Consider the following 16737-nt stretch of genomic DNA (forward strand, 5'->3'; position numbering starts at 1 on the left):
TCTATATTTTCCGTTTCAGGTATATATCGGTTCTGGAATATTTAGGGCCTTGGCCGCTAGATATCGAGGAACCGAACGTCCTTGGCGTTCTGCTGAATGAAGTTTCGGCGGGATTCGACGTCCTCGCCCATCAGGACGGAGAAGGTCTGGTCCGCCGCCAGGGCGTCGTCCATGGTGACCTGCAGGAGGGTGCGGTGGTCCGGGTCCATGGTGGTGTCCCAGAGTTCCGTGTAGTCCATCTCGCCGAGGCCCTTGTAGCGCTGGATGCCGTTGTCCTTGGGGATACGGCGGCCGGCGGCTTGGCCGGAGACCAGCTTCGCGTCGCGTTCCCGGTCGCTGTAGACGTAGTCGTGCGGGGCGTTGGACCACTTGATCCGGTACAGCGGCGGCTGGGCCAGATAGACGTAGCCGTTCTCGATCAGCGGGCGCATGTAGCGGAACAGCAGCGTCATCAGCAGCGTGGTGATGTGCTGGCCGTCGACGTCGGCATCGGCCATCAGGACGATCTTGTGGTACCGGAGCTTGGCCAGGTCGAAGTCCTCGCCGATGCCGGTGCCGAACGCGGTGATCATGGACTGGACTTCGGCATTGCCGAGGGCTTTGTCGAGCCGGGCACGCTCGACGTTCAGGATCTTGCCGCGCAGCGGCAGGATGGCCTGGGTCTCGGGGTTGCGCCCGCGCTTGGCCGACCCGCCGGCCGAGTCACCCTCCACGAGGTAGACCTCGCACTTCTGCGGGTCCTTGGAGGAGCAGTCGGACAGCTTGCCGGGCATGCCGAACGATTCCAGCGGGCTCTTGCGGCGCGCGTTGTCGCGCGCCTTGCGGGCGGCCATCCGGGCCTGGGCCGCGGAGATGGCCTTGCGGATCACGTCGCGGGCCGGGCCGGGGTTGCGTTCCAGCCAGTCGCCGAGACCGTCGGTGACGACGCGCTGCACGAAGCCCTTGACCTCGGAGTTGCCGAGCTTGGTCTTGGTCTGACCCTCGAACTGCGGTTCGGCGAGCTTGACCGAGATGACTGCGGTCAGGCCTTCGCGGATGTCGTCGCCGGTGAGGTTGTCGTCCTTTTCCTTGATGATGCTCTTCTCCCGCGCGTAGCGGTTGATGAGCGAGGTCATCGCGGCGCGGAAACCCTCTTCGTGGGTTCCGCCCTCGTGGGTGTTGATGGTGTTGGCGTAGGTGTGGACGCTCTCGGAATAGGCGTTGGTCCACTGCATCGCCATTTCCAGGGCGATGTGCCGTTCCGTGTCCTCGGTTTCGAAGGCGATGACGTCCTCGTGGACGACGTCGACCTTTTTGCCGGAGTTCAGGTGCTTCACGTAGTCCAGCAAGCCGTCGTCGTACTGGTACACCACGGTGTGGAACTCCGCGGGGACTTCACCTTCGGTCTCGACGACGTCGAGATCCAGGTCGTCATCGTCGGACGGCTCCGCGGCCGCGCGGCGCTCGTCGGTCAACGTGATGCGCAGTCCCTTGTTCAGGAACGCCATCTGTTGGAAGCGGGCCCGCAGGGTCTCAAAATCGAACTCGGTGGATTCGAAGATGGTGCCGTCCGGGTAGAACGTCTGGGTGGTTCCGGTTTCCTGGGTTTCCTCGCCCTTGACCAGGCTGCCCTGGGGCTTGCCGCCGTCGGCGAAGGACATCCGCCAGACGTGGCCCTGCCGGCGCACCTCAGTGTCAACGCGGCTGGAGAGCGCGTTCACCACCGAAATACCGACGCCGTGCAGGCCGCCGGAGACCGCGTATCCGCCGCCGCCGAACTTTCCGCCGGCGTGCAGGATGGTCATGACAACCTCCACCGTGGGCTTGTGCTCGGTGGGGTGCATGTCCACGGGGATGCCGCGGCCGTTGTCGACGACCTTGACGCCGCCGTCGGCCTGCAGGACGATCTCGATGTGCGTGCAGTACCCGGCCAGCGCTTCATCGACCGAGTTGTCCACGACTTCATAGACCAGGTGGTGCAGGCCGCGCGGACCGGTGGAACCGATGTACATGCCGGGGCGTTTCCGAACCGCCTCCAGGCCCTCAAGCACCGTGATGTCGCTGGCGCCGTACTCGCGGGGGGTCACCGCCTCCGCAGGGGTGGCCGCTGAAGCACCTTCCGCCGCTGGGTCCGCTGCCGGGAAATCTGTATTGTCGTTAGCCACAGGCGCTTTCGACTCCTCTATGTTCGTTGAAGGCCGGCCGTCGCCGCTTCCGAAGAGGAACGGTTACCGCCAACAGGCACGTCACTGTTGGCACCGCTGCATGGATCGCCTCAGCCAATTCCGCGCAAAGAAATTGCGTCGGAAACGGACTCAGTCGACGTTTCACCGGCGCCCAGTTATCTACCACGATTCTACCGTGTTATAGGACGGATTCCCGCATTCCAGAGGCCCAAACGGCAGCTAAAGTGCCGCTGAGAGGCCGTTGGCTCCGGCTGCACGGCTCCCGGGGTCCTCCGGTTGGGTTCCTATACGCGTCTGGGGCGTTGGAGCGCCCTACACGGCGCTTGCGGATTTTTCAATAGTCTTGGAAGAAGTGCTTCATACCCGGCGGTGCTGACTGGACCGCGGACCGCGCCGCGGGCTATCCGTAGGTGTCGCGCGGGCCGCGGCCGTTGACCGTCCGGGCACCCTTGCGCCAGCTTGGCGCCGCGGGACCGAGCACCTGAATGCTGGTCACGACGCCCTCACCCAGTTCTATGCGGAATTTTTCCAGCAGACTCAAACTGAGCAGGCGCAGCTGGGTGGCCCAGGCCGTGGAATCGCAGCGCACGTGGAGGGTCGTGTCGGTAAAGCTCTCCGGTGTGCAGTGTGCGGAAATTTCCGGTCCCACCAGGGCCGGCCATTGCGCCATTACGGAACCGACAGCCACAGGTGAGCTCCAGCCCCGTTCCGCGACGAGCCGTCCCACCACCTTGCCGAGCCCCAGCGGGTCCCGTCCGGTGCCGTGGAACTGGCTGAATCCGCGGGTGCCGGCACTGCGGGCCGGCTTTTGGGTGCTGCCCGGCCTTGGGGGCGCCTTCCGGCGGATTTCTCCCCGGGCTGCCGCGGCATCGCGCATCCGGTTCAAAGCTGCCTGGGCGGCGTCGATGTCATCGGGGTCGCGGCCCGGCTGCAGGCCTCCGTCGGTATCCTTATTCATCGCTTGTCCGGCTCATCGATTCCTCCCGGAATGACCTTCACCCGCCGTCCGGCCAATTCTGCCGGGATGTCCTCCTCGACGGCGGCGGTCACCAGGACCTGTTCCGCGCCGGATACTATTGCCGCCAGTTTACGCCGCCGCTGGACGTCCAGTTCGGCAAAAACGTCATCAAGGATCAGGATCGGCGCGGAGCCGCCGGTGCGTGCGTCGTCCAGCATCACATAGTACGAGGCGAGGCGCAGGGACAGGCACATGGACCACGTTTCCCCGTGCGAGGCATACCCCTTGGCGGGTGCCTGCCCCAGGACCAGTTCCAGCTCGTCGCGGTGCGGGCCCACGAGCGAGATTCCGCGTTCCAGTTCCTTGCGGCGCGAGGCCGCGAACGCTTGGATGTAGCGTTCGGTGAGTTCCTCCACACTCAGCCGGCGGAGGTCCTCGAGGCTGGCCGGGGCGTCAGCGGCTCCGCCCGCTGACGCTTCGCCGTCGTCGTCGAGCACCCCCTGCAAGGTGGAGCGGTAGACCGCTCCGGCCTCCTTGGACCCGTCAGTGAGCTGGGCGTAGGCGTTCTTAAGATGCGGCTGCAGCAGTTCCACCAGCTCAAGCCGGGCGTGCAGGAGTTCCGCTCCGGCCCGAGCCATGTGCTGGTCCCAGACATCAAGCGTTGCCTCGTGGCCGGCGGTGAACTTGCCGGAACGGCCGGATTTGAGCAGCGCGTTGCGCTGTTTCAGCACCCGGTCGTAGTCGCCGCGCGTGGCGGCGTGCCGGGGAACGAGACTGACCAGGAGCTCATCCAGGAAACGGCGCCGGTTGGACGGATCGCCCTTGACTAGGGCGAGGTCTTCCGGGGCAAAGAGAACCGTCTGGCAGATCCCCAGGATGTCCCTGGCCCGGACCGGGTTGCTTCGGTTGATGCGTGCCCGGTTGGCGCGGCCGCCGTTGATTTCCAGCTCCAGCACGGTGGACTGTTCGCCGCGGACCAGTTTGGCGCGGATCATTGCACGCTCGGTGCCGAACCGCAGCAGCGGGGCATCGGTGCTGACCCGGTGCGAGCTCAGCGTGGCCAAGTAGCCGATGGCTTCCATCAGGTTGGTCTTGCCGATGCCGTTGGAGCCCACAAGCACCGTGACACCGGGTTCCAGGCTGAGGTCAACCTGGGCATAACTGCGGAAGTCTGTCAGCGAAAGTTGTTCGAGGTACACGCCGGTTGCAGGATTCCAGGGACTACTTGGCCGGCCGGGTCGCGTGGCCGCCGAACTGGTGGCGCAGGGCGGACACCATCTTCATGGCAGGCGAGCTGTCTTCGCGGGAGGAGAAGCGTGCGAACAGCGCCGCCGTGATGGCCGGGGCTGGCACCGCGTTGGCAATGGCTTCCTCCACCGTCCACCGTCCCTCGCCCGAGTCCTCGACGTAGTCGTCAATGGATTCCAGTCCGGGATCCTCGTCCAGGGCTTTGACCATGAGGTCCAGCAGCCAGGAGCGGACAACGGTGCCCTTCTGCCAGGCCCGGAAGGTGCCGGGCAGGTCGGTCACGATGTCCTTCGCCGCAAGGAGTTCGTAGCCTTCCGCATAGGCCTGCATCAGGCCGTATTCGATGCCGTTGTGCACCATCTTGGCGTAGTGTCCGGCGCCGACGCCGCCCACGTGCACGAAGCTGTCCGCGCGGTCGCCTTCCGGGCGGAGTGCGTCAAAGACCGGGAGTGCCCGTTCGATGTCGGCAGGATCACCGCCGGCCATCAGTCCGTAGCCGTTCTGCAGGCCCCAGACCCCGCCGGACACCCCGCAGTCCGCAAAACGGACGCCCTTTTCGGCCAGCGCAGCCGCGTGCTTCTGGTCCTCGGTGAAGCGGGAGTTGCCTCCGTCGATCACCAGGTCACCGGCGTCGAGCTTGTTGCCGAGTTCGCTGATGACGGCGTCGGTGATCTCGCCGGCGGGAACCATGACCCAGATCAGACGCGGCGCCGGCAGTGCGGCAATCAGCTCGTCAACGGTGGCCACGTCGGTGACATCCGGATTGCGGTCGAAACCGGTGACCTGGATTCCACCCTTGCGCAGGCGTTCGCGCATGTTGAAACCCATTTTTCCAAGGCCGATCAGTCCAATGTGCATAGTGCGGGTTCTCTTTCTGCATTGGGTGTCGGTTGTCGATTTGGGGCCCAGAACGACAACAACTGCCTGGGCCCACGCCGCCAGGGTTCCCTGGCCGAGCTTGCGAGGCGAGGGTGGCGGTGGGGGCTAGTTGGGCAGACGGACCGGCATGACCAGGTAGCGGTAGTCGTCCTGGTCCTCGCCGTCGGCGTCCTGCTGGGCGGTGATCATCGCCGGCTTTGGCGCCGTGGTGAAGGAGAACCGCACAAACTTGGTCTCGATGACGCTCAGGCCCTCGATGAGGTAGTGGGGGTTGAAGGCCACGGTGATGTCTTCGCCGGTCAGCTGGGCTTCGAGCTCTTCTGAGGCCTGCGCGTCTTCACCGGTTCCGGCGTCAAGGTGCAGCTGTCCCTGGGTGAAGGCAAGCCGGACCGGGGTGTTGCGTTCGGCCACAAGCGAGACGCGGCGGACGGCTTCGACCAGTTCCTGGGTCTGCACGGTGGCGTGGATCGGGGTGGAATCCGGGAACAGCGACCGGATTTTCGGATAGTCGCCATCGACCAGGAGCGACGTCGTGGTGCGGCCGCCGCTCTCGAAACCGATCAGCCGGCTGTCGTCATCGGCGAGGGCGAGGTTGATATCGCCGCTGCCGCCGAGTGTCTTGGCCACTTCGTTGAGGGTCTTGGCTTTCACCAGGGCGCTGGTGGAGATGCCCGGAGTTGCGGGCTTCCAGGGCACTTCGCGCATGGCGAGGCGGTAGCGGTCGGTGGCGAGCAGCGTGATGAGGTCGTCCTCGATCTCCATCCGGACGCCGGTGAGAATGGGCAGCGTGTCGTCCTTGCTGGCCGCGATAATCACCTGGGAAACGGCCTGCGCGAACGAATCGCCTGGCACGGTGCCACTGATCGGGGGCAGCGCGGGCAGCGGCGGGTATTCCGCCTCCGGCATCGTGGCCAGGTGGAAGCTGCTCCGGCGGCAGGTCAGGGTGACTTTGTTGCCGTCGGTTTCGATTTCGACCGGGGCGGAGGGCAGGCTGCGGCAAATGTCCGCGAGCAGGCGGCCGGAGACCAGGATCGTGCCCTCGGTGGTGATGTCAGCGGGGATTTCCAGGCGTGCCGAGGTCTCGTAGTCAAAGCTGGAGAGGCTGACAGTGCCGGCTTCTGCCTTGAGGAGCAAACCGGAAAGCACGGGAACAGGCGGCCGCGGAGACAACGACCGGGCGGTCCAGGTCACGGCTTCGGCCAGGACGTCCCGTTCGACTCTGAACTTCACGGAAGGGTGCCGCCTTTCATTGCTGCTGACAAAAGCTAAAACTCACAGGGCCATGGCGACCCCGGCGCGCTGCCGGATCCGCCAAAAAGGTAAGTGCATGCACTCCAGGTCTTTCTCCGCCGCTGTCCGTTTCCGGGTTGCGAATGACAAGAGAGTGTCCGGGACGGACGCACTGCAGACAGCTTAGCCCCAAGATCCTAGTTCTCCCATCCCCGGGTTACACCAGTGTGGTTCCGGAGCGGGCTTCCGGGCCGGGCTTCCGGAGGGCCTGTGCTGGCAGGTGGGGGGTCGGAAGGAAACTGTTGTTTGAGGGAATTTCATTTTCTTGGGATTAGTAGTGTTAATAACTGCTGTGGAAACTGTGGATAACTCGGTCTGGCCGTGCGTTTCCGGGGTTAAGCCCTGTTCATGGACTGTGGGTGGAGCAGGTTTTAAACAGGGTGTGGATGGGGACAACATTTTCGGGCGTTGCGCCGATCCACAGGCGCCTTAAGGGTTTTAAGCCCATTAACCGCGGTTGTCCCCTTAAGTATCCACAGGGTTGTCCACAGGCCCCTGTTAATAAGGTAAGAGTGCGCGGCGCCGATACTCAGGAATTGCGCTGCTGCTGCTTGATCCGGTTGGTCAGTTCAGTCACCTGGTTGTAGATCACGCGGCGCTCCGCCATCAGTTCGCGGATCTTCCGGTCCGCGTGGATGACCGTGGTGTGGTCGCGGCCGCCGAGCTCCTGGCCAATCTTGGGCAGGGACATGTCGGTGAGCTCCCGGCACAGGTACATCGCGATCTGCCGCGCGGTGACCAGGGTCCGCGTGCGGGACTTGCTGCAGAGTTCTTCCATGCTGAGCTTGAAGTAGTCGGCCGTCTGGGTGAGGATCTGCGCAGAGGTGATCTCCTGGGCGCCGTCGTCGGTGATCAGGTCCTTGAGCACCATTTCGGCCAGGGCCACATCCACCGGCTGCCGGTTCAGGCTCGCGAACGCCGTGACCCGGATCAGCGCACCCTCAAGTTCGCGGATGTTGCTGGAGATCTTCGAAGCGATGTACTCCAGTGCGTCGTCCGGGGCGGACAGGCCTTCGCTCAGCGCCTTCTTGCGCAGGATAGCGATGCGCGTTTCCAGTTCCGGCGGCTGGATGTCGGTCAGCAGGCCCCACTCGAAGCGGGACTTCATGCGGTCTTCGAAGCCGGCGAGCAGCTTGGGCGGCTGGTCGGAGGTGATGACGACCTGCTTGTTGTTGTTGTGCAGGGCGTTGAAAGTGTGGAAGAACTCCTCCAGCGTCCGGTCCTTGCCGGCCAGGAACTGGATGTCATCGATCAGCAGAACGTCCACGTTGCGGTAGGTGGTCTTGAAGCTGGTGCCTTCATCGTCGCGGATGGAGTTGATGAAGTCGTTCGTGAATTCCTCGGAGTTCACATAGCGGACCCGGATGCCGCTGTAGAGCCGGCGGGCGTAGTGGCCGATCGCGTGCAGCAGGTGGGTTTTGCCCAGACCTGAGTCCCCGTAGATGAACAGCGGGTTGTACGCCTTGGCAGGCGCTTCGGCGACGGCGACGGCGGCCGCGTGGGCAAAGCGGTTGGAGGAACCGATCACGAAGGTGTCGAAGACGTACTTCGGATTGAGCCGACCGAATTCGTGGGAAGTGCTCGGCAGCATTGGCTGCGGCTTCAGTTCCACAATGGGGTCGGCGACCAGGGACAGTTCGGCCGTTGGTTCGGGCTCGACATGCAGTGGCACCAGATCGGTGTCGACGTCGATCGCGCAGCGGATTTCGTCGGAAAAGACATCCCGCAGGGCGTCGTCGAGGGCTTCCTTGACCTGGGTCTGGAGCACCTCGCGGGTGAGTTCGTTGGGTACGGCCACCAGCAAGGTTGAGCCGATCAGCCCCTGGGCCTGGGCGAGGATCACGAAGCCACGCTGCCGGGGAGTGACCCGGTGGTCGTTCTCAAGAAGGCTGACAACCCGCCGCCAGGAACTTCCGACGGTGTTTGCTTGGTTGGCTTCGTCTACCGTCATCAATCAGTTCCTCAAACCTTGCTTGCCTGCGTTACCTGCAGCCACGAGGCCTGAACCAGACTGCTGGCCCCGGCTTAATCCACAGGGTTGTGCACAGTCCGTGGATAATCGGCTACTGGGACACTCTAGGGGATGAAAAGACTAGAAGATAGCTGGGATCAACCCTGTGGATAATTACACTGGTGTGGTTCCAAATGCGGGGGCGTGACCCACTTCATCCACAGGCTGGCGACCGGGTTAACCACAGCTGGGGACAGGCGGCTGAACACCTCCCGGTTTGACTCTGGGGGCGCTTTTCCCCTAACGTTGTGAAGTCCTTTGTGTCCGCTTTTCGCCTCATTTGAATCTCTCCCCGACGCCTGCGTCTTGCGAGTCGAGGGTAGCGGCACATACAAAACTTAGCGTCGGCCAGTTCTTCCCCTTTTTTGATCGGGTGGGCGCACCTTTGATCCACTGGAGTAACTAACGTGAGCAAGCGGACTTTTCAGCCGAATAACCGCCGTCGAGCCAAGAAGCACGGCTTCCGCCTTCGTATGCGTACCCGTGCCGGCCGTGCCATCCTGGCAGCCCGTCGTGGCAAGGGCCGCACCGAGCTGTCGGCCTAAATAACTGACTCGTCGGTCACCATCCCTATGCGAGTTGAACGGTGCTAGCCACCCGGAACCGTCTGAGGACCCCTACCGATTTTTCAACAACTGTACGTTCCGGCGTCCGCAATGGACGCCGGAACTTAGTGTTATATACGGCAGCTCTCGCTGCCGATGAACCAAGCCGGATCGGTTTCATCGTTTCCAAGAGCGTTGGGAACGCTGTTGTCAGGAACCTCGTTAAGAGGAGACTAAGAGAAGCCGGCGCCTTGTCGCTGCAGAAATATCCCAGCGGGTTCGCTATCGTGGTCCGGGCACTGCCCGCCTCTGCGGCCGCCGGCTGGGATGATCTGTGCAGCGACTATGACGCCGCTTTGGAGACGACCATGAAACGCTTGGGCAGCCGCCTTCCACAGGCCGCTTCTACAGTTTCTTACGAGATAACACAGGAAGGGACCCCGCGTGCGTAACTCGACTGCCGCCGTCGTCCCTGTTTCTGAATCCCGCGTCAAAGCGGCCGTAGCCTGGCTCGGCCTTGCGGTCTGGAACCTGCCCCGCAACATCTTGATCCTGCTGCTGATGGGCTACCGCAAGGTAATCTCCCCGCTGTACGGGCAGGTTTGCCGTTTCTTCCCCAGCTGCTCGGCGTACGCGCTGGAAGCGGTCACGGTGCATGGCGCCGTCAAGGGAAGCTGGCTCGCCGCCCGGCGCCTCGCGCGCTGCCACCCATGGAATTCCGGCGGTGTGGACCATGTCCCCGCCGGGCATCGGGAGTGGCCCGATGGCCACACCCCCAGAATTGTTGTGCTGAACAACCCGGACAAATACCTGGCTGCTCAGTCTGATGGAGAAGGCCGCTCGGCGGCCTGACGAATAGGGATATCGTATGGACTTCTTTGAAACAATCATGTTTCCGTTCAAGTGGCTGGTTTCCATCATCATGGTGGGCTTCCACGACGGACTGAGCGCCATCGGCCTCCCGGCCGCCAACGGCTGGACCTGGACGCTGTCCATCATCGGGCTGGTGCTGGTTATCCGCGCCGCCCTGATTCCGGTGTTCGTCAAGCAGATCAAGGCCCAGCGCGGCATGCAGCTCCTGCAGCCTGACCTGAAGAAGCTCCAGGACAAGTACAAGGGCAAGACCGACCAGCTGTCCCGCCAGGCCATGGCGCAAGAACAGATGGCCATGTACAAGAAGCACGGCACCAACCCGTTCTCGGCGTGCCTGCCCATGCTGATCCAGATGCCGTTCTTCTTTGCTCTTTTCCAGGTGCTGTCGGGCATCAGCAACGCCAAGACCACCGGCAAGGGCATCGGCGCGCTGAGCCACGACCAGGTGGTGCAATTCGACGAATCCAGCATTTTCGGCGCTCCGCTTTCGGCATCCCTGCTGCACGGCGGTGGCGGCAACCAGATGGCGGTCTGGATCCTCTCGATCGTGATGATCCTGGCGATGACAGCCTCGCAGTTCATCACCCAGAAGCAGATCATGGCGAAGAACATGTCCGAAGAGGCCATGGCGAGCCCGTTCATGAAGCAGCAGAAGATGATGCTGTACGTCCTGCCGCTCGTCTTCGGCGTCGGCGGCATCAACTTCCCCATCGGTGTCCTGATCTACTGGACCACCACGAACCTTTGGACCATGGGCCAGCAGTTCTTCGTGATCCGCCGGATGCCGACGCCGGGCTCGCCCGCCGCGAAGGCCCTGGCCGAGCGCCGTGCCGCCAAGGGACTGCCGTCCCTGCCCCTGATGGGTGCCAAGAAGGCCGACGCCGAGGCTGAAGCGGCCGCCGCGGCGGCCGCCGTCGCCGCGAAGAGCCAGCGCATCCAGCCCCAGCGCAAGAACAGGAAGAGGAAGTAATGTCTGCCGAGAGCACCGAACACGCTATTTCCGCCGAAGCCCCCGATCAGGACACTTTCCAGGACGACGTGCAGGTAGACAGCACCCAGGAAGCCGGGGACGAGTCCCAGGACGCCGCTGCCGGTTCCGGAAAGGGCACCTCGGCAAGCCGCCTGGAGGAAGAGGGCGACGTCGCCGCGGACTACCTCGAGGAGCTCCTGGACATCGCCGACATCGACGGCGACATCGATATTGAGGTCCGAAACGGCCGCACCTATATCTCCATCGTTGCCGAGGAAGACTCCTCGGGACTGGAGAGCCTCGTTGGTGCCGACGGCGAGGTGCTCGAAGCCCTTCAGGAACTCACCCGCCTTGCGGTGCTCTCCGCCACGGAGAACCGCTCCCGCCTCGTGCTGGACATCAATGGCTACCGTGCCGACCGCGCCGGTGATTTGCAGCAGATCGCCGAAGACGCCATCGCTTCGGTCAAGGAAACTGGCAAGTCCGTCGCGCTGGCACCGATGAGCGCGTACGAGCGCAAGATTGTGCACGACGCCGTTGCCGATCTCGGATTCGTCAGCGAATCCGAAGGCGAAGGCGCCGACCGGCACATCGTTGTCTCCGCAGACTGAATCCGCGGGGTAGCTTGATGGTGGAAATTACCGCGGCCGAACTGAAGGCCGCAGAGGCTATTTTTGGCGACCGGCTTGAACTGGCAAAACGCTACGTTGAGCACCTGGCCACGTCCGGCACCGAACGCGGGCTGATCGGGCCCCGCGAAGTGCCCAGGTTGTGGAGCAGGCACGTGCTTAACTGTGCCGTTATTGAACGCGAGATTGCCCAGGGAAGCCACGTTGCCGACGTCGGCAGCGGGGCCGGGCTCCCGGGTCTTTGCCTGGCCATTGCGCGGCCGGACCTGGAACTAACGCTGATCGAACCGCTGGAGCGGCGGGTGATCTGGCTGCAGGAAGTCGTCGATGACCTGGGGCTCGAAAACGTCACCGTGATGCGGACCCGTGCGGAACTGGCCGTGGGCCACGTGAGCGCCGACGTCGTCACTGCCCGGGCTGTTTCTGCCCTCTCCAACCTCGCCGGGCTCACCATTCCGCTGCTCGGAGGCAAGGGCGAGGTCGTCGCCATCAAGGGGCGTAGCGCCGGCGAAGAGATCGAGAAGGCCGCCAAGGTCATCCGGAAACTCGGCGGGGTGGAGACCTCTGTTGTGGTCGTCGGCGAAGACCTCCTCGAGGAACCCACGACCGTAGTCCGAATCGTTGTGAACAAGCCTCGAAAGATTGCGTAGCACCCGCCCGGTGCCCTCGGTCTTGTTTAGGAAGAGGTTAGGCTAGTAACCGGCAGCAAAAGCCGAATGAGAGCGAGAGTGTCAAGTGAGCAGTAGCGAAGCCTCCACACAACGGATCCCCCCGTTTGTGTCCCTGGGGTCAGCACGGGCCTTTTCCGCGCCCGCGGTCGCTCACAATATCTCGTCCAAACAAGCTAAATCGGTTGCGGACGTCACTGTCGCCGCCGGCGTTTCACGTGAAACCTCCGTCGCTTCCGTCGGCAACGTCTTGGACTCGATCGACGATTCCAGCCCGATTGCCCGCGAGCTTGCGCATGAGAACAAGCGTCGGGAACGGCTACTGGGCCGTGAACTGCCGAAGCCGGAGAAGACCCGCATCTTCACCGTCTCCAATCAGAAGGGCGGGGTGGGTAAGACAACCACCACGGTCAACATCGCCGCTGCCTTGGCTGCCGCTGGCCTGAATGTGCTGGTCATCGACATCGATCCGCAGGGCAACGCCTCTACCGCCTTGGGTATAGAACACCACGCCGACGTCGACAGCATCTATGACGTCCTCATCAACGATGTGCCGCTGCAGGACGTCGTGGCACCGTGCCCGGACATCGACAAACTAATTTGCGCGCCGGCCACCATCCACCTTGCCGGCGCTGAGATCGAGCTCGTCAGCCTGGTCGCCCGTGAGCAGCGCCTCCGGCGGGCCATCGATGTCTACGCCAAGGAACGCGCCAAGAACGGCGAGGAACGCCTCGACTACATCTTTATTGATTGCCCGCCGAGCCTGGGACTTCTGACAGTCAACGCCTTCTGCGCGGCCGGTGAGGTCCTCATCCCGATCCAGTGCGAGTACTACGCCCTTGAGGGACTGAGCCAGCTGCTCAAGAACATTGAAATGATCCAGAAACACCTCAATGCCGATCTGGTGGTCTCCACCATCCTGCTGACGATGTACGACGGGCGTACCAACCTCGCGGCCCAAGTGGCAGCGGAAGTCCGTGAACACTTCCCGGAGCAGGTGCTCGGAGCTGTGGTTCCTCGGTCGGTGCGAATTTCCGAGGCGCCGAGCTATCAGCAGACCGTGATGACCTATGATCCTTCCTCCAGCGGCGCTCTTTCCTATTTGGAAGCCGCAGCGGAAATTGCTGAACGTTAGAATCTTCTCAACATTGCACTAGCCAGAGCCGGGTTGAGCCGGGCTCTTCCACTGGAGGGATTTATCCATGAGCGATAAGCGACGCGGCCTTGGCCGTGGACTTGGCGCACTGATTCCAAGTTCCGCCTCGGCTAACGCCTCCGGAAGCGGTTCTGCCCCGTCCCGGCCGGTGGATCTGTTTTTTCCTGAGGCCAGGAAGCGGACCCCCGACGCAATGCTGACGGAAGAGACCCCGGAAGCGACGGAAGCCGCTGCAGACAAGACGACGGCGTCTTCTTCTGCGACCGCTGCCGCGGCTACGGCTGCCCCGGACGAAACTGCCGGCACGGACGAAACCGCTGCGCCGGCTGGAAAGCCTGAGCCGGTTCGCTCCGGGACGAAGACTGCGACGAAGCCTGCGACAAAGGCTGCGACAAAGAACCAGCCTGGCCCGGCCCAGACCGGCGGCGCGGCTGCGAAGAAGGCCGCAGCGCCCAAGGACTCCGCAGCCCGGAACGACTCCCCGAATGCGGGTAAGACCGACTCCCGGCCGATGCCCGCGGCGGACGCGGTTGCCGAGGACAACGGCGTTGATCTGATTGAAGTTCCTGGCGTCCGTTTCGCGGAAATCCCTGTTTCGGACATCCACCCCAACCGCAAACAGCCGCGCTCCGTCTTCGATGAGGACGATATGGCGGAGCTGGTGCACTCGGTTCGTGAAATCGGCGTGCTCCAGCCAATTGTGGTACGTACCTCAACCGAAGAAGGTGGCGAACCCTACGAGCTCGTCATGGGTGAGCGCCGCTGGCGTGCCGTACAGGCCGCCGGACTCGACACCATCCCGGCGATTGTCCGCGACACCACTGATGATGACCTGCTTCGTGACGCCCTGCTCGAGAACCTCCACCGCAGCCAGCTGAATCCCTTGGAAGAGGCTGCGGCGTACCAGCAGCTGCTGGAGGACTTTGGAACCACCCATGAGCAGCTTGCCGATCGGATCGGCCGCTCCCGGCCCCAGGTCTCGAACACCCTCCGCCTGCTGAAACTCCCGCCGCTTGTTCAGCGTCGTGTAGGCGCCGGCGTGATTTCGGCCGGCCACGCTCGTGCCCTCCTTGCTCTTCCCGACGCCGCTGCGATGGAGCGTCTTGCCCAGAAGATCGTGGCAGAGGGTATGTCGGTCCGCGCCACGGAAGAGGCTGTGACGCTGTACCAGAGCCCCGCTGCGCCGACGAAGAACAACGTTCCCCGTCCGGGTGCACGCCACGAACGGCTCGATTACCTGGCGTCGTCGTTGTCCGACCGACTGGACACCAATGTGAAGATCTCACTGGGGGCCCGTAAGGGCCGCGTCAGCATCGAATTCGCCAGCGTAGAGGATCTGAACCGGATCATGGACGTCCTTACACCCGGTGCACCGAGCTAACTCTCAACACATTTGCTCAAGATGGGGCCTGTTTCACATGAAACAGGCCCTTTTTTGTGTGTTTGCCGGCATCTAGTTGCCCGAGACTCCTTTCGGGGCAACCGTTCGTTTTGTGCGCACTCGGTGTTCGAGGTACGGATCATCCACCCACAGATACCTACCAACGCTGGCGGGGCCGGCCCGCTGACCCCTCTTGGCCCTCCCGTGGGCCCGTAGGGCCCGTCGGTGCCGTTTGTGGCGCTCCGCGTGTGCTTGGCGGCAGCTGGGACGTCCCCATTGCCCTAAAGGGTGCTCCGGGTCGGCCTGTGCTCTGGGATGGTCTCGAGTACGGACCAAGGTGCTGCAGAACGCAGGAACACTCTGCAGAGCGGAGCAACGTACGTAAGGCCCGTGCGGGGCGGGAGTGATGGTCCCCATAGCGCCTTCGGTCGTTAGTCGGGCGCGGTTGTCGAGCGCGCCGACCAGGAGGCTGTGAACTTGCATGCACCGCAACGCGCGGCAGTGACCTCGGCTGGCAGACGGAGGGTTTACATATTTTCGCGGGCCCATACAGAATGTTTCACGTGAAACCACGTGGGACGAGACGGGCAATGTAGTAGCGATGCACGCAGTCCAGCAGTGTGGGACGAACGGGGCAAGGCGGACCACCAAAAGTACCGCGTTGGCGGCACTTTCGGCAGTATGTCGCGACGCTAGCAAGTCCTGTGTGGGCGGGTGGCAATAGTTGGATACGCCCAAGTCGGACCAACGGCCCCGGTGTGGTCGCTACGAGCCGATCACATGGCCGGATCGGCGTCCTGCCGTCCTTACGAGCTTGTTTTGGCCTCCCGATGGATGCCATGATGGGGGCTCAACCGCAGTGGCTTGCCTGTTTGATTGTCTTGCTGTTGTTCCCCTAGCAGCCCAACGTGGGCATCTCCGTTGCGCTGCTCGGTCCACGTTGGGCGGTTGGCGCAGCCTCCTAACCGCAGTAGTAGTGAGCCGCGGTCGCTCTCGCCGGCAGTCACAGCTCACGGTAGGAGCGCCACAGAGGGATCGGACGTTGGCCGCCGTCGCTCCATTATCTTCGGGTGTTTCACGTGAAACATTCCGATGATGCGGACTCCTCATACCGAAGGCTCGATCAGCTTCGCGGACGACATAGTGTCAGTTGATGGAATCACACCGACGGCAACTACCCCCACGTCCGGGTGGCATCACTTTTGAGGGCGGCCTGGACGTAACGCGGCCCGAGCTCAGCCGAGAAATGGCCCCGATGGCACATTGGGGCCGGGTACCGTGCTCAATCACGTCTGCACTCCCCCTCCCGTACCGGAACCTGGGTATACGTTAGTGCCCCTCGAATGTCGGTGAGCATGGCGCAAACCGTCGAGGTGGCGCCCAAGCGCCTGGGCTGGGAGCTCCTGGCTGGCCGCATTAGACATGCGCCAACCCGCGGACCCGGCCGTGGTATATGCATTTGCGCCGGCCCAAGGATCCCGTCGTAGGAGGTGCGTGTGTGCCGCCGAACGAACCCCGCCGCAGGAAATGCTTTTTCGGCGGTATGGGGTCGAGCGTGTCGTGAGACCTCACCGGCCCTACCGCGTGTTCTTCCTGGCCATGACGAAGCTCCCCACTCCGCCGGTAGACGGCAGGTGGCTGCTGTCTTCGCTGGATCGTCCAGTACGGCAGGCGGAGATGCCCCGGATTCAGGCAGCCGCTAGGCTTCCCAGGTGCGGTGGCGACCTGTGGTGACGGCACCGCCTGGACGTGTGGGACGATACTGCGCGGTGTGCGGGCAGTAGCTATTGACTCCCCCGTCCTCCCCATCGCACCGTGGTCTGTCCCGTCGGACAGCCGCGAGGCCGGGTCGAAAGCCAATGTCGCGTCCGGCTGGAGCGGGAGCAATGCATCTCTTAGACACCCTCTTGGCACGGCCGGGCATATTCCTGGATCGCGTATATCCGCTGTGAGTCGGTCGGCAT

At 63.3% G+C, this 16737-nt stretch carries 14 protein-coding genes; 8 read left to right on the forward strand and 6 right to left on the reverse strand.

Features of this window, described 5'->3' with window-relative positions:
• Nucleotides 1-56: 56 nt before the first annotated feature.
• The 6 genes from gyrB to dnaA form a co-directional block, all read right to left on the reverse strand.
• The gene (gene gyrB, locus AC1DBL_RS14520) at nt 57-2144 is read right to left on the reverse strand and encodes a DNA topoisomerase (ATP-hydrolyzing) subunit B (protein ID WP_441419130.1); all 2088 of its coding nucleotides are present in this window, start codon (nt 2142-2144) and stop codon (nt 57-59) included.
• 421 nt (nt 2145-2565) lie between these two features.
• Nucleotides 2566-3123, reverse strand: coding sequence for a DciA family protein (locus AC1DBL_RS14525; protein WP_476909585.1), 558 nt, complete (start codon nt 3121-3123; stop codon nt 2566-2568).
• Complete coding sequence (gene recF / locus AC1DBL_RS14530; RefSeq protein ID WP_476926364.1) at nt 3120-4322, reverse strand: DNA replication/repair protein RecF; 1203 nt, start codon at nt 4320-4322, stop codon at nt 3120-3122. Before recF ends, AC1DBL_RS14525 begins: the two co-directional genes overlap by 4 nt.
• A 22-nt stretch (nt 4323-4344) precedes the next feature.
• Nucleotides 4345-5229 carry a phosphogluconate dehydrogenase (NAD(+)-dependent, decarboxylating) gene (gnd, locus tag AC1DBL_RS14535; RefSeq protein WP_441419133.1) on the reverse strand — a complete coding sequence of 295 codons (885 nt, stop codon included), beginning with the start codon at nt 5227-5229 and terminating at the stop codon, nt 4345-4347.
• Nucleotides 5230-5355: 126 nt separating this feature from the next.
• On the reverse strand, nt 5356-6480 hold the full coding sequence (gene dnaN, locus AC1DBL_RS14540) for a DNA polymerase III subunit beta (protein ID WP_175323034.1): 1125 nt from the start codon (nt 6478-6480) through the stop codon (nt 5356-5358).
• A gap of 589 nt (nt 6481-7069) precedes the next feature.
• Nucleotides 7070-8491, reverse strand: a complete 1422-nt coding sequence (gene dnaA / locus AC1DBL_RS14545) for a chromosomal replication initiator protein DnaA (RefSeq protein WP_476926365.1) — start codon at nt 8489-8491, stop codon at nt 7070-7072.
• Nucleotides 8492-8958: 467 nt separating this feature from the next.
• Between dnaA and rpmH the strand changes: the two genes are divergently transcribed.
• From rpmH to AC1DBL_RS14585, 8 genes are all read left to right on the forward strand, one after another.
• Nucleotides 8959-9096: a 50S ribosomal protein L34 gene (gene rpmH / locus AC1DBL_RS14550; RefSeq protein ID WP_003800212.1), complete on the forward strand. Its 138-nt coding sequence runs from the start codon at nt 8959-8961 to the stop codon at nt 9094-9096.
• 41 nt (nt 9097-9137) lie between these two features.
• The gene (gene rnpA / locus AC1DBL_RS14555; protein ID WP_476909583.1) at nt 9138-9548 is read left to right on the forward strand and encodes a ribonuclease P protein component; all 411 of its coding nucleotides are present in this window, start codon (nt 9138-9140) and stop codon (nt 9546-9548) included.
• Nucleotides 9541-9948, forward strand: a complete 408-nt coding sequence (gene yidD, locus AC1DBL_RS14560) for a membrane protein insertion efficiency factor YidD (protein WP_476926366.1) — start codon at nt 9541-9543, stop codon at nt 9946-9948. Before rnpA ends, yidD begins: the two co-directional genes overlap by 8 nt.
• Nucleotides 9949-9964: 16 nt before the next feature.
• Nucleotides 9965-10939: a membrane protein insertase YidC gene (yidC, locus tag AC1DBL_RS14565; RefSeq protein WP_441419136.1), complete on the forward strand. Its 975-nt coding sequence runs from the start codon at nt 9965-9967 to the stop codon at nt 10937-10939.
• Nucleotides 10939-11550, forward strand: coding sequence for a Jag family protein (locus AC1DBL_RS14570; protein WP_476926367.1), 612 nt, complete (start codon nt 10939-10941; stop codon nt 11548-11550). Before yidC ends, AC1DBL_RS14570 begins: the two co-directional genes overlap by 1 nt.
• 17 nt (nt 11551-11567) lie before the next feature.
• Nucleotides 11568-12218 carry a 16S rRNA (guanine(527)-N(7))-methyltransferase RsmG gene (gene rsmG / locus AC1DBL_RS14575; protein ID WP_476926368.1) on the forward strand — a complete coding sequence of 217 codons (651 nt, stop codon included), beginning with the start codon at nt 11568-11570 and terminating at the stop codon, nt 12216-12218.
• Nucleotides 12219-12303: 85 nt separating this feature from the next.
• Nucleotides 12304-13371, forward strand: a complete 1068-nt coding sequence (locus AC1DBL_RS14580) for a ParA family protein (RefSeq protein ID WP_441419139.1) — start codon at nt 12304-12306, stop codon at nt 13369-13371.
• A 67-nt stretch (nt 13372-13438) separates the two neighbouring features.
• Nucleotides 13439-14773, forward strand: a complete 1335-nt coding sequence (locus AC1DBL_RS14585) for a ParB/RepB/Spo0J family partition protein (RefSeq protein WP_476926369.1) — start codon at nt 13439-13441, stop codon at nt 14771-14773.
• Nucleotides 14774-16737 lie beyond the last annotated feature (1964 nt).

The sequence above is a fragment of the Arthrobacter sp. 10T44 genome, assembly GCF_056393885.1.